The sequence below is a fragment of the Bacteroides ovatus genome, assembly GCF_001314995.1.
Taxonomy (GTDB): domain Bacteria; phylum Bacteroidota; class Bacteroidia; order Bacteroidales; family Bacteroidaceae; genus Bacteroides; species Bacteroides ovatus.
Genome location: NZ_CP012938.1, coordinates 4,852,757 through 4,872,096 on the forward strand (window position 1 = coordinate 4,852,757; position 19,340 = coordinate 4,872,096).

The following is a 19,340-nucleotide window of genomic DNA, read 5'->3' on the forward strand; positions in this document are numbered from 1 at the left end:
GCATTGAAATGATGATGAATATGAAGAAAAATATAATTCTTTTCGCATTCCTATTTGTGGGAGTGTTGACTGGGTATTGCCAGCAATCTGCTTACCTGTTTGTTTACTTCACCGGCAATCGCATGAGTGAAGAAGCCGTCCGGATGGCTGTTAGCCTCGATGGATATAATTATAAAGCCTTGAATGGAGATCAGCCGGTACTTGATTCCCGTGTGATTAGTTCAACAGGTGGAGTACGTGATCCCCATATCTTGCGCTGTGAAGATGGGAAGACATTTTATATGGTGGTGACAGATATGGTGTCCGGCAATGGATGGAGTTCTAACCGTGCCATGATATTATTGAAATCAAAAGACCTTGTACACTGGACTTCCAATATCGTGAATATCCAGAAAAAATATCCCAATCAGGAGGATCTGAAACGTGTGTGGGCTCCACAAACTATTTATGATAGGGAAGCAGGAAAGTACATGGTTTACTGGTCCATGCAACATGGCAATGGTCCCGATATCATTTATTATGCTTATGCCAACAAAGATTTTACCGATATAGAAGGAGAACCGAAGCCACTGTTTCTTCCGGAAAACAAAAAATCATGTATTGACGGCGACATTATTTACAAAGATGGACTCTATCATTTGTTCTACAAAACGGAAGGGAATGGAAATGGAATTAAAAAGGCCACTACCTCCTCTCTAACCTCCGGCCAATGGACAGAATCGGATGACTATAAACAGCAGACGAAGGATCCGGTAGAAGGTTCGGGTATTTTCCCGCTGGTTGGTTCCGATAAGTATATTTTGATGTATGATGTATATACGAAAGGTAAATACCAGTTTACCGAAAGTTCCGATCTGGAACATTTCAAAGTGATTGACCATGCTATCAGTATGGATTTCCATCCGCGCCATGGCACTGTCATACCGATTACCCCAAAAGAGTTGAAACGCCTCTTCAAGGCCTATGGCAAACCCGAAGGTTTCTGAACTAAAATATCTCGTGGGACAGGAGAAAAACACCTGTCCCTGATTTGTTAAACCAATTGTTTTTCAGGCGGGTAATCTTCGCTTCCCAGTGAGTATTCCCATCCTTTTGTTTTCTTTTGAGTTATTCTGATAAGATGGATTCAACTAGTTGTAATCCAGGAAAACAGTATACGGTATGGGGAAAAGTGTATATTTTACCCTTGTTTACTTGTTTCTTATATATTTTTAAGTGTATAATTACCAATTATTATATGAAACACGCTTGTTAGAATGATGAAAATCTTAACTTTGCGATTGATAATCTTAATGCAATATATACCATGAGAAAATTATTCCTCTTTTTAGTTGTCTTGTTTTTGTCGTTCCAGCAGCTCACTTTAGCTGCAATCAAAGAAATGACGAGTACACCCGATTCGGTTTATCTGTTTTCTTTTGCAACTTCCGGAGACGACGGACGCAGCGGACTCCGTTTTGCCTGGAGTACAGATAAAGAAAACTGGTTTGAAATTGGCCGGAACTACGGATATCTCCGGTGCGATTATAGCCGCTGGGGATCACAGAAGAAAATGCTCGATCCTTATTTGAAACAATCGTCCGATGGCGAATGGATTTGTACCTGGAAACTGAATGACCATGATGGATACGGCCAAGCTACTTCCAAGGATTTAATCAACTGGACCAGTCAGAAATATCCCCGTACTACGCCGGATTTTGACGGAGTGAGAGTGAAAGCTATTGTTGCCGGAGAAGAGCAGAAAGGAAATATCAACCGGGTAGTTTGGACCTTGGTGGATGGATTGGATAAAAATTATGGCTGGAATCAATATCGGAACTCATTACATGGAGAACGTCCGGTACAGGATGGAGAACGTTTTGCCGGTTTGAAGCCTGTAAAAGCAACGGTCACTGTACAACCGGAAGGCGCAAAAGCCATTAGTGATGTATTGCTGGGCGCTTTTTTTGAAGACATCAATTATTCGGCAGACGGAGGACTCTATGCAGAACTTATCCAAAACCGCGACTTCGAGTACGACCCTTCGGACAGGGAAGGAGATAAGAACTGGAACAGCACTCATTCCTGGGCACTGAAAGGAGAGAAAACGACTTTCACTATTGATACTACCGACCCTATTCATATCAATAACCCACATTATGCCGTGCTGAATGTAGAACAACCGGGAGCTGCATTAGAAAATACAGGTTTTGATGGAATCGCACTGAACACCGGAGAGAAATATGATTTTTCCATCTTCGCCCGTGTTCCGCAGGGTAAATCAAATAAATTGCAAGTTCGTCTGGTAGATGGAAAAGGAAATGTGTGTGGAGAAACTTCTCTAACAGTGTCTTCCCGTCAATGGAAAACATATAAAGCGGTGATAACTGCTAAAGCTACTGCGGACACTCATCTCGAAATCATCCCTCAATCTGTTGGTGAATTGAATCTGGACATGATTTCCCTATTCCCGCAGAATACATTTAAAGGACGTAAGAACGGGCTTCGCAAAGATCTGGCTCAAGTGTTGGCTGATATTCATCCCCGTTTCATCCGTTTCCCCGGTGGCTGTGTGGCTCATGGTGATGGCTTGAAAAACATTTATCAATGGAAAAATACAGTAGGTCCGTTGGAAGCAAGAAAAGCACAGCGTAATCTTTGGGGATACCATCAAAGCATGGGATTGGGTTATTTTGAATATTTCCGGTTTTGCGAAGATATTGGCGCGGAACCGCTTCCAGTGCTGGCGGCCGGTGTTCCTTGCCAGAACTCTGCCTGTCACGGCGACTTGAGAGGAGGACAACAAGGTGGTATCCCGATGAGCGAAATGGGAGCTTATATTCAGGATATTCTTGATCTGATAGAATGGGCAAACGGTGACGCTAAGAAGACCAAATGGGGAAAGGTACGTGCCGAAGCCGGGCATCCGAAACCATTCAATCTGAAATACATCGGTATCGGAAATGAAGATCTTATCACTGATATCTTCGAAGAACGCTTCACGATGATCTTCAATGCCATCAAAGAAAAATATCCTGAAATGATTGTTGTCGGTACAGTGGGACCATTCAATGAGGGTACAGACTACGTGGAAGGATGGAAACTGGCGGACAAACTGGGTATTCCGATGGTCGACGAACATTATTACCAGACTCCGGGATGGTTCCTGAACAACCAGGATTTCTACGACAAATACGATCGTTCGAAAAAGACAAAAGTATACTTGGGCGAATATGCAACTCACATACCGGGACGAAAGGCGAATATCGAAACAGCACTGACAGAAGCTCTTTATCTTGCAGCCTTGGAACGTAATGGAGATGTTGTACACATGACTTCCTATGCCCCTCTTCTCGCTAAAGAAGGACATACCCAGTGGAATCCGGATTTGATTTACTTCAATAACCGGGAAGTGAAACCTACCACCGGCTACTATGTTCAGAAACTCTACGGACAGAATGCCGGAAACGAATATTTGCCGTCAAAGATCACTCTTGATAATAGAGACGATCAAGTACGGAAACGCATTGCTTCTTCTATTGTCCGTGACTCGGCAAGTGGCGACGTGATTGTGAAGCTGGTCAATTTACTTCCCGTAGAGGTGAATACGAATGTCGACCTTTCCGGAATCGGTGCTATACAGTCTTCTGCAAAAAGAACCGTACTGACCGGCAAACCGACCGATACCCCGCTACCTGTTGAAGACACGATGGAAGTAGCAGAAAAGTTTGACTATCAATTACCTGCCTATTCTTTTACGGTGATCCGCATAAAGAAGGCAAATGAGAAATAACAGAAAAAAGTGAAGATAATAACAACATAAATAATATGAAGAAGATAATAAGTACCCTGCTGGCTAGTTGCTGTCTGACTTCTCTGATAGCACAGGAAGTGGTAGTGAAAGGGCCGGATGAAAAACTGCAATTGGTTGTATCTGCTTCTCCAGCCGAAAAGCCAAGTTATTCGATTACCTACAATGGAAAGCCAATGTTGGAGAAATCTCCTTTGGGTATGAATACGAATATCGGTGACTTTGCAAAAGGAATGAAACTGACAGGACACGCTGTTACTCCGATTGACACTGTCTATCATCAGGATCGTATTAAAACCTCCAAGGTGCATTATCAGGCAAACGAACTGATTTGTAATTTTGAGAATCCGAAAGGGCAGAAAATAGATGTAGTCTTTCGTGTCAGCAATCACGATGTAGCTTTCCGTTATACTCTTCCGCGTCAGGATGGAAAAGGAAGTGTAACGGTAACTGCCGAAGAAACCGGCTTTCGCTTTCCGCAACAAACAACTACTTTCTTATGTCCGCAAAGCGATGCTATGATAGGTTGGAAGCGTACCAAACCCAGTTATGAGGAAGAGTACAAGGCAGATGCTCCCATGAGTGACCGTTCGCAGTACGGGCATGGCTACACGTTCCCTTGTCTGTTCCGTATCGGTGACGATGGTTGGGTATTAGTCAGCGAAACAGGTGTAGACAGTCGTTATTGCGGTTCTCGTTTGAGCGATGTAAGCGAAGGTAATCTGTATACGGTTGCTTTCCCGATGGCAGCAGAAAATAACGGTAACGGAACTTCTGCTCCGGCGTTTGCCCTTCCCGGTGCTACTCCCTGGCGTACCATAACTGTTGGCGAAACCTTGAAACCGATTGTGGAAACAACCGTTATCTGGGATGTCGTACGTCCTCTTTATGAAACGAAGCATGACTACCGTTTCGGACGCGGCACATGGAGCTGGATTCTCTGGCAGGATGGTAGTATTAACTATGACGATCAGGTGCGCTATATTGATTTTGCAGCTGCAATGGGGTATGAGTATGCCTTGATCGATAACTGGTGGGATATGAACATCGGCCGTGACCGCATGAAATCTTTGATAGAATACGCACGAAGCAAAGGAGTTGAACTCTTCTTATGGTATAGCTCTTCCGGCTATTGGAATGATATTGAGCAGGGGCCGGTGAATCACATGGACAATGCTATTATCCGCAAACGTGAAATGAAATGGTTGCAAAGTCTTGGAGTGAAAGGAATCAAAGTTGATTTCTTTGGTGGCGACAAGCAGGAAACGATGCGCCTGTATGAAGATATTTTGAGTGATGCTGACGACCACGGTCTGATGGTAATCTTCCACGGTTGCACCATCCCTCGCGGATGGGAACGTATGTACCCGAACTATGTAGGCAGCGAGGCTGTACTGGCCTCCGAAAATATGGTTTTCGGCCAGCACTTCTGTGATGAAGAGGCTTTCAATGCCTGTCTGCATCCGTTTATCCGCAACGTGGTGGGTTGCATGGAATTCGGTGGTTGTTTCCTGAACAAACGGCTGAATCGCAACAATGACGGAGGAACTACCCGCCGTACTACTGATATATTTCAATTAGCCACTACCATATTATTCCAGAATCCGGTACAGAATTTTGCGCTTGCTCCCAACAACCTAAAAGATGTTTCCCCTGTTTGTGTGGACTATATGAAAACGGTTCCTACCACGTGGGATGAAACACGTTTCATTGACGGATATCCGGGAAAATATGTAGTCTTGGCACGTCGCCACGGTGACACCTGGTATCTGGCTGCTGTGAATGCCGGGAAAGAAATCGTAAAGTTGAAACTGGATTTAGATATGTTTGCCGGAAAAACCGTTTCTCTGTATAAGGATGATAAAAAAGGAGAACCTCAACTTGTGACGTTGAAAGTAAAAGAAAGCGGAAAAGTGCAACTGGAAATCCTTCCACAGGGAGGTGTTGTATTGGTGAACAACTAGATGATATTTCTTTTGGATGTGAATTCGGGATAAATACCCTTATCCCGAATTCACATTTTTATTTGTTATTTACTTGTGGCTTGGTGGCAACAGTATTTATTGTGCAATAAATAACTGCTGTGTATGAGGAAAATAAACGATTTTTTTGTTGGTCTTTTAGCGTAAAGATGTTATCTTCGTTTATTGTTCAACCTTAAAACGGAAAACCATGCATACCAAACTAGTAAGTCTTTTCATAGCGTTGTTTCTGTGTTTGCCATTGTTTGCACAGAAAGAGTCAGTCCCCAGAATAGATAGTGAGGGAGTTTATTTAATTCCCGATGAGATGCCGAAGTTTCCGGGAGGCATGCAAGCCATGATGAAATACTTGGCAACTAACGTAAAATACCCTGTCGAAGCCCAGAAGAAAGGAGTTTCCGGTCGGGTGATTATCCAGTTCGTAGTGATGGAAGATGGAACACCGGGACAGGGAAAGGTAGTGAGAGGAGTTGATCCCCTGTTGGATGAAGAGGCTTTGCGCGTGGTGAAAACAATGCCTAAATGGTCACCCGGAATGGCGGATGGCAAGGCTGTCAAAGTGCGTTTCACTATTCCTGTAATGTTCAGCCTGTCGAAAAAGCAAAATGGCAATACTCCGAATATGAATATTCCTGAACTTACTGTCCCTAGCGGTCAGGAAGTCACTAATAAGAGTCTGGAGGGAGTATGGCAAAGCTGTCTTGTGCAGCCCGGTGCACATGATTTTCGGATTGCATTATTACCGGTCTTAAAAGTAATTTCTGCCGATAAAACATTTATAAACATCATGACACGTGGCAGGGATGCGAAATCGAATGCCATTATATTTTCCCAGGGAGAGTATCGTTTGCCTTCAGACAGCGTGTATGTCGAGATATTGGGAAAATCGTCCGATCCTGTTTTCGTTCCGGGAACAGAGAATGAAATTAGTGTTGAACGTCTCCACGACAATCTGATTAAGTTATCCTTCTCAATGCCCGATAAAGAAAAACGATGGGTGGAGTATTGGTTCCGTGTTCCGTCGCCTGATGTGAAGATAATGGCTGATTGATAATTTCTCTCTGTATAGATTTGCCATTGTTGAAGGAAGAGTACATTCGTTTTAGAAGACTTATTTGAAACGATAGTTCCCGGAAAGTTCCGTTTTGAATCGTTGCGGGATCTTATGGAAATTCAAGAAAATACCCTTCACCTTTCACAATGCCCTATTCATCGGCATTAGCGGGTGAAGGGCAGGCTTTCACTTTCCTTTCACCTTTCTACCCTGGTTTTCACAGATTGTCTAGTCTGCTAAATCTTTTATCTATAGTTGGCAGAAGAAGTGTTAGCAGATAGCTTCCAGACTATTATAGGAAAACTTCTTTTCTATAAGGGATAAACTTCCTTTGTATAGGAACCAAACTTTCTTTGCATCATAAGAAAACTATAAATGCAAGCTTTGATTATATAAATGAAACTTGCATTTATATAATCAAAGCTTTTGTTTTTATAAACGCAACTTGCAATTATAGATTGCATTTAATGAAAAACAAGTTTACATACTGGTAATAAGAAGTTTACCAGTAATCAAAAGAAAGTTTGTTATTAATGAAAAAGAAGTTAGTTAGTAATGAGTGGGAAACAGGTTAGATATGTTTTTAGAAGTAACAGGTGGAGAAGAATTATACAGGGTTAAGAAAACGGAGGGTGAAAGGCGGATGAAAGAGCAGTCTTCACCCGCTAATGCCGATGAATAGGGCATTGTGAAGGGTGAAGGCTGTACTTGTAAAATTGAAAAACAGGTGTTAGAGGGAAATTTACCGATTGGTTACTGTTTATTTCCCCAGTGTGAGATGGTGGGAATAAAGTTGAAACTTTATAATTTTAAGTCTACTCTCTTTCCCCTATAAGAAACAGATTGATCGAATGTCGTAGCATCACCGTCACCACAACCTTTTCCCGGTTCTACAATGATAATGTTGAATTTACGATTTTTCAGCATTCCTTTGTAGTTACCTTGCCGGTCGTTAATCGTCAGGGTACGGTCTTTATCATTCCATTTCATGGCAATGGTAGTGTATGCTCCCTTTTCGTAATTGTAGTTGTCGAACTCATCTTCGTAAAGAGTAAATTCAGCGTCGGCGCCCGGATAAATGCGAAGTGTCAGATTATCCCATTTCTTTTCGGTGGAATATTGTACAGCCGGTCCCCAGGGTAGGATAGAACCTGCACGGACATAGACTGGCATGATATCGATAGGCACTTCACGCTGGATGGTTTGTCCGCCTTTCAGGCTTTTTCCGGTCCAGAAATCAACCCATTGGGCACCTGCGGGTAGATAAACATCTGTCTTTCCTATCTTATTCATATTCTTCTGATAGCCGTTCTGTTTGTCGTCCTGCCATGTATAAAGCGAATCAGTTACGGGGCGGACAAGGAAATTACGGCCAAACATATACTCTGTATCCATCTCAAGTACTTTCTTATCTTTAGGAAAATCCATCATGAGTGGTCGGATGATGCTGCCCGCTTTGTTGGTAACTTCCCATGAAGTGCTGTAGAGATAGGGCAAAAGGCGATAGCGCAGGTGAGTATATTTTTCGAGTGCGTCATAAGCCCAGTCTCCTTTCTTGCCGAACTGGTATATTTCCACAGCTACCGGACTGGAATTGTGCGAACGCATGATCGGCTGGAATGCTCCCCACTGATACCAGCGCACGTGCAATTCATGATAAGCGATATTGTGTACATTATTGTTATATTTCCATGCGAAGAAGCCGCCTAGGTCGGTATTCCAGTATGGTATGCCGCATAGTGAGTAATTTAGTCCTGCCGCCAGTTGTTTCTTCATCACTTCCCAGGTAGAGACTACATCGCCGCTCCATGAATGTGACGCATAACGTTGCTGTCCTAGGAAAGACGAACGTGTGAGCAGGAATACTCGCTTGTCGGAAGTGGTAGCACGTTGATGTTCGTATACACCCTTGTTGGACATCAAAGGGAAAGCGTTGTGCACTCTGCGGAATGAACCTAGATAAGTGGGGGTGTCGAAATCTTTGTCCTTGATTTCCAGATGATCCGGCTCGGTAGAGTCGAGCCACCAACCATCCATACCGAGATCGAAGATGTTCTTTTTCATTTCTGCCCAATACATATCGCGTGCTGTCGGATTGAACGGGTCGTAAGGTTTTACTCCGGCTTTGGGAGGCCATGTCTCGAAGTGAAGCAATGCTTTCAGGCTATCCATTTTCTGGTACATCTCTGTCCACGGACCGAACGAGGCCCATACTGAAATCATGATATGTGCATTCTGTTTATGTACATAGTCGATCATTTCTTTCGGACTTTTGATGCGTGGCGTTCCATAATTAGCATTTCTGTCTTCTCCGTTCGGGAGGAATTTCATGTATTCCGGATCACCCATTTTGTTGATATAGCGTGGGTTTTGGAATTTCATCGAGTTCCAGTTTTCGTTGCATCCCCAATATTGCCAGTCTTGGATGATACCGTCCAAAGGTACTTTCAGTTCACGGTACTTATCTACTACTTCGCAGAGTTCGTCCGGACTTTTATAGCGTTCGCGGCATTGCCAGAATCCCAGTGTCCAGAGCGGATAGAGCGGGGCCTGACCGGTCAGCTCGCGCACTCCGGCTATTACACCGTCCGCATTGCCGCCGTAAATGAAATAATAATCAGCGCAATCGCCTACTTCCGAGTCGAACGACATCTCTTGCGGATTGTCGAGGAAAGTAGTAGGAGAGTAATTATCCCAATAAAGGGCATATCCCTTGACGGAATGAATGAATGGAATGCAGATACTCATATTTTGATTGCGGAGAAACAGTTTCTGATTGCGTTGGTTCACTTTACCCGTCTGCTGCTGTCCCAAACCGTAGATTACTTCGTCTTTATCCAGCAAAAAGGCCTGGCGGACATTGAAAGACGGAACACCTGCATCATTGAAAGGAGTGAATTGTGTTCCGTAATCCTTGTCCGTCAACAGACGTTGCCCGGACGAATCGAAAAAATGGATACCACCAGTCTCCGGGTTCACTTCCACTTGGATAAGACGGCTGCTTAATGTCACATTTTTCCCCTTTTCACCGAAAGAAACAGGAGTCGACTCGGGCATTTTGACAATGACCAGACTTTCTTTATTGCAAGATTTCTGACTGGGCGTCTTATAAACCCTGACAATGGAGGGTGAATAAAACTCTACGTTGACATCCATCCCCTGTGTGGCACACTTGATACCTTGTGAGGTACGCTGTACATTTTGTGCTGTACCATTGCCTGCTGCAACCATTGTTGCACATACAAGCAAGAAACCGGCTTTTCTAATAAGATTCATTTTCATGGTTTTTAAGTACTTTATGATGCAGCAAAAGTAGGGCAGAGGCAAGCAAAACGGACAACAATCAGGTTGAAACAAACAGTAATCACGTTGATTTCTTCGCTTTTTCGGCATATTCTGACGGGCGGCATCCATACATTTCCTGAAAACATTTGCTTAAATAACTGGAACTGCTAAAACCTGTGTGTTCCGCAATTTCTGTAATACTTAGCTTGCCCTCTGTTATCAGTTGTGCTGCCCGTTGCAGACGAATGTTACGGATAAAGAGGCTGGGAGACTGATCGAGCATAGTCACCAGTTTGCGGTATAATCCCGTTCGCTCCATACAGAGGTCGCGGCTTAGTTGCTCCACCGAATAGCCATTGACGTGCAGATTCTGTTCCACCAGTTTGATGGCTTGTGCCAGAAATGCGGACTCTTCCGTATCCTGTTGCTGATGGTCGGGAGACGTTTCTTCTATGCCACAGGTTAGAGAATTATTTTGTTCGATCAGGTTGCGGATACGGAGTAATAGAATCTCTTCTTTATGCTTGCGTTCCATTTCCTTTCTGCTCCAATAGATATACAATCGGATACCGGTGAAAGCAATCAGTAATAAAATGACTGCATACAGGATATAAGCCGTGGTTGTTTTCCACCACGGTGCATGGATGGTTAATTTTATAGCTGTCACTTTGCCGTTCCACTGAAGAGGATTGTCCGAGGCCATGACTTTGAATGTATAATCTCCCGGTGGTAAATTGGTGTAAACAGCTTGAAGAAGACCTTTCCCTACAGTCGCATTTCCCTGTCTTCCTGCAAATGTACTCATCCATTGCGGGTCGATACCTTCCAGTTGATAACGGTAGTATGTGCGTTCATGATTGATATAATTCAATGCTGAAAATTCGAAAGTCAGGAAGTTTTGGTTATAGTCCAGTTCGATTTCGGTTGTATAAGGAGCAGCCTTGGACAGGATGATGCGGTTGCCATATTCTTTTCCTGTATTCACTTTTTCTCCATACAAGCGTAAGGCTGTGAAAACCGGCGGATCAGGAAGCATCGGATGAATGGAGTCCTTGTCGGGATGGAATATGCTAAAGCCATCAATACCACCCAAATAGAGAGTGCCGTCGGAAGAACTGAATACGGCATCTTTTATGTATTCGCCGTCCAAAGCACCGTCCAACTGATTGAACCGGGTGAAACTGATGTTCTTATTCTCCGGATTTATGTGGATGCGTGTGACACCGTTACTGGTCGTTACCCAGATATCTCGATATTTGTCCTCAATAATGCCCTGGATAAAGTTATTGCTCAATCCGTTTTCACGATAGAAGATACGTGGGATAGAGTCGTTTTCGCTGGTAAAAAGTTCCAGCCCGTCAGGAGTTCCTGCCCATGTCCAGCCGCGTGTGTCGGTATATAATGTATTGTATACTTTATTTCTGAAATGATGGTTCTTGTTGGGGTTCAACCGATTCAGTATTTCAGGAGAGACAGACGGGATAGCTGCTGACTTTAATACATAGGATTTTTGTTCATTAGCTGTCAGTCGATAAATTCGGGAATGAGCTTTCAGATAGATATTTCCATCTTTATCTTCGGCGAAAGATTCAATATTGATTTCTTCTTCCGGGGAGACGGGAAATGCATTGCGACCTATATGAGTCAGTTTATGCATGGACGGGTGATGATATAATAAACCCCGATTGAAAGTTCCGAGCCATAACCCTCCTTGTCGGTCTTGAAAGACAGTGCTGATTTCGGTAGAGACAATCTGTCCGTTTCCGGTTTCCAATAGGGGGATGTATTTTTGTGTTCCTGTGTGGAGGTCAATCATCCAAAACCCGTGAACGCAACTGATATAGGCTTTCTCACCATTAGGGGTAATGATAAGGGTGTTGAGAGTATAGTTCTGTTCGAAGAGTTTTTTCCATGTGCGCTCGTGGCTATTGAAATAGAATAAACCGCCTTTACGCCCGTTGCGTAGTTGATAGAAGCCGTCTGCACTTTTGACGACGAGAGAAGTATTTTGATATTCAGCCTGTTCGGATGCAGGATAAGCGGCTATGTTGTATACGGTTTTTTGGTCGGCTATGTGGTAACAGGACACTTCGCCTGTGTCATAGAATAAATATAGGGAGGTACTGTCGGCATTCAGGTCCTGCAATTTTCCGGAATACTTGCCGGGCAAGGTTATACGGGTCTTGTTGTTTAATTCCAGTAATTCGTTAGCTATGAGTAGCCAGATGTGTCCTGAATCGTCTACAAAAAGGTCTTCTACGGGGGCTTGTATCTCTCTGTTCTTAAAGTAAGCATCTAAATCAGGAATGTATTCCTCTCTGTACAGGTCAATGCACATCAGTTTGTGAGTATCTTTAATCCATAACAGAGAATCCCCACTCTGGTAAATGCGGTAATGCCCGTTATATTGGTTTAATGGATATACGTATTCCGTGGTGCGGTGAAGATAGCTGAAATGTACACCGTCGTATAGATTTACATTACCGCTGGTGGTGAATACCATTCTTCCGTCGGGCAACTGGAGGATATAACGTATTTGGTTATCACTCAATCCTTGCGACGCATTGATGGTGGTGAACAGGAATTCACCGGCATATATGAACGGTGCCATCCTGAAACAGAAAAATAAGCAGAGCAGAATCCGTATGTTTCTCAAACTATTGGTAGTCATGGCTATGTTTCAAGATTACAAAGATAAAAAAAGTCGGCTTATGAAGCACGACTTTTCTATCTGTTAAAGGCAGTTATTTATCATTCAGCTGATAAAAAGTGGCATTTTGACTTAATTTTGGGCTTTTATGAATGATATTCAGACGAATGTTTGTATATAAAGCTTTACTTTTGCGATGAATCTGACATTATAAACATATCATTACCATGAAAGCAAGATTTGCATTATTTTTATTGTTTGCTATTTTATCATTAAAACTCTCTGTGGTCTTTGCGCAGGAAAACATATTCACCGTCTGGCAGCCGGATTATCAGAAAAGCCCTTATACGGGAATGACTCGTCAGCACTGGATACAGGCAGGCGAGTATTTATTAAAAGGTGCATTTAACTATATACATACATTAGACGATCAAATGTATTTTCCGAAACAGCTGGATAAAACATATCCGAGAAATACGGGAGAAATTCCAGTAGCAAAGCTGGAAGGTCTGGCACGGACTCTATTTGTAGCTGCTCCTCTTTTGAAAGATAATCCAGAACTGGAGATGAACGGGATAAAAGTGGCAGACTATTATCGTTATCAACTGATAAATATCTCTAACCCTGAAAGTAGGAGCTATATTCCGCATCGTACGGGAGGTCCCAGTCAGACATTGTTGGAACTGGGCTCTTTGGCAATCTCGATGAAAGCTGCACAGGAAGTGTTATGGAATCCTCTCACTAAGAAACAGAAAGATTCACTGGCTGCTACCATGTTGAGTTATGGAGAGGGACCGACTATTGGTTCCAACTGGATGTTTTTCAATGTCTTTATCTTGAGTTTTCTGAAAGATCAGGGATATGCCGTGAATGAAAGCTACCTGGAGTCGAACCTGCAAAAACTTCTCGCACGCTATCGGGGCGAAGGCTGGTACAATGACGCTCCGGCTTATGACTATTATAGTGCGTGGGCTTATCAGACTTACGGACCTATTTGGGCGGAAATGTTCGGGAAGAAACAATACCCTCAATATGCAAGGCAGTTTATGGAAAATCAGCATGACATGGTTGATAATTATCCATTTCTGTTCAGCCGTGATGGCAGGATGAATATGTGGGGACGGAGTATTTGTTATCGTTTTGCCGTTACTGCTCCTTTGTCTTTGTATGAATATGACAAAAGTGGTAATGTGAATTATGGATGGATGAGAAGGATAGCTTCTTCTACGTTGTTGCAATTTTTAGAACGTCCGGAATTTCTGGAAGATGGTGTTCCGACAATGGGTTTCTACGGACCTTTTGCTCCTGCTGTTCAGATTTATAGTTGCCGGGGTAGTGTTTATTGGTGCGGAAAAGCTTTTCTTAGTTTGTTGTTGCCGGAAAACTCTAACTATTGGTCGGCTACAGAAAATAACGGTCCTTGGGAGAAAGAACTGAAAAAAGGGGAAGTGTATAATAAGTTCCAGCAGGGAACTAATCTATTGATAACCAATTACCCGAATTGTGGCGGATCTGAAATGCGTTCATGGTGTCATGAGACTGTGGCAAAAGATTGGCAGAAATTCCGCAGTACCGAAAATTATAATAAACTGGCTTACCATACAGAGTTCCCCTGGATGGCAGATGGGAAGAATGGGGAGATTTCCATGAATTATGGAACAAGGAATAAAAAAGGGGAATGGGAAGTGTTGCGGTTGTATACGTTCAAAAGTTTCGAAAATGGAATTTATCGTCGTGACGCTGTGCTCGAAACGGATAGCACTGTGAAGTATCAGTTGGCGGATATTCCTCTACCGGATGGAATTCTGCGGATAGATAAGGTGACTGTTTCAGAACCGGCGGAGATTTGTTTGGGACATTATTCCCTGCCTCGTCTGGATTCCGATATAAAGGAAACATGTTGTAAGGTGGGTAAACAGAATATTCCGGTACTCTCTAACGGAAAATATGAATTGGCAATGATACCATTGACAGGTTGGGAGAAAACATATACGGTATATCCGGAGGGAGTGCATCCTGTAAGTGAGAAATGTGCATTAAATATGGTTTCCGATCAGTTATCCGGTGAAAAAATATATGTGACACTTCAATTATGGAAGAAGAATGAGAAAAGAGGTTTTACTTCAAAAGAGCTGACACCGGTGAAATCTGTCCATGTGTCAGAGGATAAGAAACAGGTGACGGTTTGTTTATCAAACGGTGAAATAAAAACTATTTCGTTTGAGTAATGAATCCCATTCAAGTAACTGATATTTAATTAAGAAACATATTGCTATCATGAAAGAGAAGATTGTTTGGATTTTTGTCGTTTTATATCTATGTAGCTTTCATTTGAATGCCCAAACTGCAGAAAATAATCCTACTGGCGGTGGGTATCAAGTTGCAGCTGAAGGAGCTTGGTGTTGGTTTGCCGATCCGAGAGCCTTGCATTATGAAAACAAGGAGGGAACTATAAATAAGACATATATCGGTTACATCGATATTCATGGTAATATAAAGGCGATGCAGTATGACTTTCAAAAGAAGGAACAGGAAGAAGTATTGATCCGTTCGTATTTTCAGCCGGACGATCATAACAATCCCACTTTTCTTGTATTGCCCGATGAAAGAATTATGATTTTCTATTCAAGACATACGGATGAACCTTGTTTTTATTACAGAGTCTCCCGAATCCCGGGGGATATTACTACTTTAGGTGAAGAAAAGAGGATTGAAACAAAAAATAATACGACTTATCCTTCTCCGTTTATTCTGTCGGATGATCCTGAACATATTTATTTATGCTGGCGTGGAATCGGTTGGCATCCGACTATTGCCAAGCTTTCGTTACCGGACGACAAAGATGAGGTGGATGTAGTATGGGGACCGTATCAAATCGTACAATCTACCGGCGTCCGTCCGTATGCGAAATACATGTCTAACGGGAAAGATAAGATTTATTTGACTTACACCACGGGACATCCGGATAATGAACTTCCCAACTTCCTTTATTTTAATTATATCGATATCAAAACATTGCAGTTGACTGATGTCAGGGGAACCGTACTTTCTACTATTGCCGACGGCACATTTAAGGTGAACAAGACAGGTGATTATGCGAAACAATACCCGTCTACGGTAGTGGATAATCCTTCTGAACGTGACTGGGTATGGCAAATAGCTTCGGACAGGAACGGAAATCCGGTGATAGCAATGGTACGTATCAGCGATAATAAAGAATCTCATGATTATTACTATGCAAAATGGAACGGACACGAGTGGAAAAAGACTTTTCTTATTAATGCCGGTGGACATTTTCATCAGACGCCGAATTTAGAAAAGTGTTATAGTGCCGGTATGGCTATCGATCCGTCGAATGTTAATGAGGTATATTGCTCATTACCGGTAGAGGGAAAATATGGTAAGGTGTATGAGATTGTAAGATTTATCATGAGTGAAGATGGAGAGGTTATTTCTAAGGAGGCAGTCACAAAAGACTCGCAACTGAATAATGTCCGTCCTTATATGATACCGGCTTCAGAGGGTACCCCATTGCGGCTGACTTGGATGTATGGCAACTATTATGATTGGATTGTCAGTTTACAACATCCACAAGGCTATTCTACAGGAATAGCCTGCGACTTCAAAGGATTCCCCGATAGAAAAAAGAAGAAGATGATAGCGGCATCCGGCAAAGAAATACGATTTAATCCTGAAAAGCCTTTTGTGCTGGAACAGACGATTACTCTTGGCGCAGATAATTATCAAGGTTGCTTGTTGCAACTCGGTGATCTGGAATATTATCTAAACGGAGAAACGATGAAACCTGAAATCAGATATAAAGGGAAGGTATATACCAGCACAAATGTATTGGGAACATCGGATTGTTGGAAAACACAGGCTCGTGGAACCGGTGGCAAGTGGTATACTCCGCAGAAATATGGGGAGGTTCGTTTGAGGATGGAATATAAGAAAGGTGTTTTATGTGTATATATAAATGACTTGCTCGATCAGAGAATTGACTTTGATTGAAAGCGAGCGAACTCTTTTATGGAGTGGGCTAATAAGTGGAATCCTCGTTTATATCGTATTATATAATAAATGAGGACTAAGTTCGAAGTACAAATTCTCCATAATATCATACATTTAATAGAGAATGATTGTTTTTAGCCCTTTTTTGACATATAAGTAGACCTTTATATTTTATGTATCATCTATCTTTGTAGACAAGAAATCTTATTTAATATCATGAATATGAATAGACATTGTGGAATAATTAAGTTTATATTATTAGGGGTGGTTTGTATATCATTACTGCCTGTATCAGTGCATGCACAGAAGTATACGGAGTTTATCCCCGGTGAAGTTTGGAAAGATACGGATGGGAATCCGATCAATGCCCATGGTGGTGGACTTCTATATCATAACGGCACTTACTATTGGTATGGTGAATACAAGAAAGGGAAAACCATTTTGCCTGACTGGGCTACGTGGGAGTGTTATCGTACGGATGTGACCGGAGTAGGTTGTTACTCTTCTAAAGACTTGCTGAATTGGAAATTTGAGGGTATTGTACTTCCGGCAGTTAAAGACGATCCGAATCATGACCTGCATCCCTCCAAAGTATTGGAACGTCCGAAAGTGGTTTATAATAAGAAAACGGGCAAATTTGTAATGTGGGCCCATGTGGAAAGTGCTGATTACAGTAAGGCTTGTGCCGGAGTGGCAGTTTCCGATTCTCCTGTCGGTCCGTTCGTTTATCAGGGAAGTTTTCGTCCGAACAATGCGATGAGCCGCGATCAGACTGTTTTTGTGGATGATGACGGACGTGCTTATCAGTTTTATTCTTCAGAAAATAATGAAACGATGTATATCAGCCTTCTGACTGATGATTATCTGAAACCGAGCGGACGTTTTACACGCAATTTCGTAAAAGAATCGAGAGAGGCTCCGGCAGTATTTAAATATAATGGTAAATATTATATGTTAAGCTCCGGTTGTACTGGCTGGGATCCTAATATAGCCGAGATCGCAGTAGCCGATTCTATTATGGGAACATGGAAGACAATCGGAAACCCTTGTACGGGACCGGATGCGGATAAAACGTTTTATGCCCAGAGTACTTATGTCCAGCCTGTTGTCGGAAAGAAGGATGCATATATTGCCATGTTCGACCGTTGGAAGAAGAAGGATTTGGAAGATTCCCGTTATGTATGGCTGCCTGTGTTGGTAAAAGATGGGAAAATAACTATCCCTTGGCATGAAAAATGGAACCTTTCTATCTTTGACAAATAAAAAATAAATATGAAACGGATACTGCTACTACTTTGCGGAATAATGCTCGTTCCCGTTATTGCCTGTTCCCAGCATTTGGTTGAAGTGGGAAAGGGGTATAGCTGTACTTCGGTCAATACGACGGTCTTTCGGAATAATTCGCTGGTTACACACGGTGATGAACAATATATCAGTTATTACGATAACGATGGCTATCTGGTACTTGGAAAGCGGAAACTGGATTCGGAACAATGGACATTACATCGCACCCAATATCAGGGAAATGTGAAGGATGCTCATAATATAATTAGTATGATGATAGATGGAGAAGGGTATATACACGTATCTTTTGACCATCACGGACATCCATTGAATTATTGCCGGAGCATTGCTCCCGGTTCTCTGGAACTGGGGGATAAAATGCCCATGACCGGAGTTGACGAAGGAAATGTCACCTATCCGGAGTTCTATCCTTTATCCGGAGGAGATTTATTGTTTGTTTACCGCTCCGGTTCTTCGGGTCGTGGAAATCTGGTAATGAACCGTTATTCGCTGAAAGAACATAAATGGACTCGTGTGCAGGATATACTGATCGACGGGGAAAATAAACGGAATGCCTATTGGCAGTTATATGTTGATGAGAAAGGGACGATTCATCTTTCATGGGTATGGCGCGAGACTTGGCATGTGGAAACAAACCATGATATTTGTTATGCCCGTTCTTTTGATAATGGGGTAACTTGGTATAAGACGAGTGGAGAACGATATGAACTCCCGATCAAATTGTCCAATGCGGAGTATGCCTGTCGTTTACCTCAAAACTGTGAGTTGATTAATCAGACGAGTATGAGTGCCGATGCGGGAGGAAATCCGTATATAGCTACTTATTGGCGGGAACCCAATAGTGATGTTCCTCAATACCGCATCGTCTGGAATGATGGGAAGATGTGGCATCAACGGCAGATAACCGATCGCCAGACACCTTTTACCTTGAAAGGTGGAGGTACGAAAATGATCCCTATTGCCCGTCCGCGTATTGTGGTAGAAGGTGGAGAAGTCTTTTATATTTTCCGTGACGAAGAACGGGGAAGCCGTGTGTCGATGGCACATGCGACTGATGTGGGTACCAGTAAGTGGACGATAACGGATCTGACGGATTTTTCGGTGGATGCCTGGGAACCCTCTCATGATACGGAACTTTGGAAAAAGCAGCGGAAACTGCATCTCTTTGTACAACACACCCGTCAGGGAGACGGTGAACGCACAGCGGAAATTGAGCCTCAAATGATATATGTATTGGAAACGAATATGGATACAAATAAATAA

At 42.7% G+C, this 19,340-nt stretch carries 10 protein-coding genes; 8 read left to right on the forward strand and 2 right to left on the reverse strand.

Features of this window, described 5'->3' with window-relative positions; all coding sequences use genetic code 11:
- The first annotated feature begins 8 nt into the window (after positions 1 to 8).
- From Bovatus_RS18410 to Bovatus_RS18425, 4 genes are all read left to right on the forward strand, one after another.
- The gene (locus Bovatus_RS18410) at positions 9 to 986 is read left to right on the forward strand and encodes a glycoside hydrolase family 43 protein (protein WP_004299720.1); all 978 of its coding nucleotides are present in this window, start codon (positions 9 to 11) and stop codon (positions 984 to 986) included.
- 320 nt (positions 987 to 1,306) lie between these two features.
- The gene (locus Bovatus_RS18415; RefSeq protein WP_004299721.1) at positions 1,307 to 3,772 is read left to right on the forward strand and encodes an alpha-L-arabinofuranosidase C-terminal domain-containing protein; all 2,466 of its coding nucleotides are present in this window, start codon (positions 1,307 to 1,309) and stop codon (positions 3,770 to 3,772) included.
- Between the two features lie 35 nt (positions 3,773 to 3,807).
- Positions 3,808 to 5,754: a glycoside hydrolase family 97 protein gene (locus Bovatus_RS18420; RefSeq protein WP_004299722.1), complete on the forward strand. Its 1,947-nt coding sequence runs from the start codon at positions 3,808 to 3,810 to the stop codon at positions 5,752 to 5,754.
- 208 nt (positions 5,755 to 5,962) lie between these two features.
- The gene (locus tag Bovatus_RS18425; RefSeq protein WP_004299723.1) at positions 5,963 to 6,823 is read left to right on the forward strand and encodes a TonB family protein; all 861 of its coding nucleotides are present in this window, start codon (positions 5,963 to 5,965) and stop codon (positions 6,821 to 6,823) included.
- An 804-nt stretch (positions 6,824 to 7,627) separates the two neighbouring features.
- Here the strand turns inward: Bovatus_RS18425 and Bovatus_RS18430 are convergent.
- Both Bovatus_RS18430 and Bovatus_RS18435 read right to left on the reverse strand, forming a co-directional pair.
- Positions 7,628 to 10,108, reverse strand: a complete 2,481-nt coding sequence (locus tag Bovatus_RS18430; RefSeq protein WP_004299725.1) for a glycoside hydrolase family 31 protein — start codon at positions 10,106 to 10,108, stop codon at positions 7,628 to 7,630.
- An 82-nt stretch (positions 10,109 to 10,190) separates the two neighbouring features.
- Complete coding sequence (locus Bovatus_RS18435; protein WP_052587967.1) at positions 10,191 to 12,782, reverse strand: helix-turn-helix domain-containing protein; 2,592 nt, start codon at positions 12,780 to 12,782, stop codon at positions 10,191 to 10,193.
- A gap of 206 nt (positions 12,783 to 12,988) precedes the next feature.
- Here Bovatus_RS18435 and Bovatus_RS18440 point away from each other — a divergent pair, with 206 nt between their 5' ends.
- The 4 genes from Bovatus_RS18440 to Bovatus_RS18455 all read left to right on the forward strand — a co-directional run bounded on the left by Bovatus_RS18440 (position 12,989) and on the right by Bovatus_RS18455 (position 19,340).
- Entirely contained in the window at positions 12,989 to 14,989 is a 2,001-nt protein-coding gene (locus Bovatus_RS18440) for an exo-beta-galactosidase/exo-beta-(1,6)-glucuronidase (protein ID WP_004299728.1), read from the forward strand.
- Between the two features lie 49 nt (positions 14,990 to 15,038).
- Positions 15,039 to 16,772: a BNR repeat-containing protein gene (locus tag Bovatus_RS18445; RefSeq protein ID WP_004299729.1), complete on the forward strand. Its 1,734-nt coding sequence runs from the start codon at positions 15,039 to 15,041 to the stop codon at positions 16,770 to 16,772.
- Between the two features lie 222 nt (positions 16,773 to 16,994).
- Complete coding sequence (locus Bovatus_RS18450) at positions 16,995 to 18,035, forward strand: glycoside hydrolase family 43 protein (protein WP_052587982.1); 1,041 nt, start codon at positions 16,995 to 16,997, stop codon at positions 18,033 to 18,035.
- 9 nt (positions 18,036 to 18,044) lie between these two features.
- Entirely contained in the window at positions 18,045 to 19,340 is a 1,296-nt protein-coding gene (locus tag Bovatus_RS18455; RefSeq protein WP_004299731.1) for an alpha-l-rhamnosidase, read from the forward strand.

Excerpts from the sequence above, each read along its gene's own strand:
- Bovatus_RS18410 (WP_004299720.1), top strand. The coding sequence starts at position 9 with ATGATGATGAATATGAAGAAAAATATAATTCTTTTCGCATTCCTATTT.
- Bovatus_RS18415 (WP_004299721.1), top strand. The coding sequence starts at position 1,307 with ATGAGAAAATTATTCCTCTTTTTAGTTGTCTTGTTTTTGTCGTTCCAG.
- Bovatus_RS18420 (WP_004299722.1), top strand. The coding sequence starts at position 3,808 with ATGAAGAAGATAATAAGTACCCTGCTGGCTAGTTGCTGTCTGACTTCT.
- Bovatus_RS18425 (WP_004299723.1), top strand. The coding sequence starts at position 5,963 with ATGCATACCAAACTAGTAAGTCTTTTCATAGCGTTGTTTCTGTGTTTG.
- Bovatus_RS18430 (WP_004299725.1), bottom strand. The coding sequence starts at position 10,108 with ATGAAAATGAATCTTATTAGAAAAGCCGGTTTCTTGCTTGTATGTGCA.
- Bovatus_RS18435 (WP_052587967.1), bottom strand. The coding sequence starts at position 12,782 with ATGACTACCAATAGTTTGAGAAACATACGGATTCTGCTCTGCTTATTT.
- Bovatus_RS18440 (WP_004299728.1), top strand. The coding sequence starts at position 12,989 with ATGAAAGCAAGATTTGCATTATTTTTATTGTTTGCTATTTTATCATTA.
- Bovatus_RS18445 (WP_004299729.1), top strand. The coding sequence starts at position 15,039 with ATGAAAGAGAAGATTGTTTGGATTTTTGTCGTTTTATATCTATGTAGC.
- Bovatus_RS18450 (WP_052587982.1), top strand. The coding sequence starts at position 16,995 with ATGAATAGACATTGTGGAATAATTAAGTTTATATTATTAGGGGTGGTT.
- Bovatus_RS18455 (WP_004299731.1), top strand. The coding sequence starts at position 18,045 with ATGAAACGGATACTGCTACTACTTTGCGGAATAATGCTCGTTCCCGTT.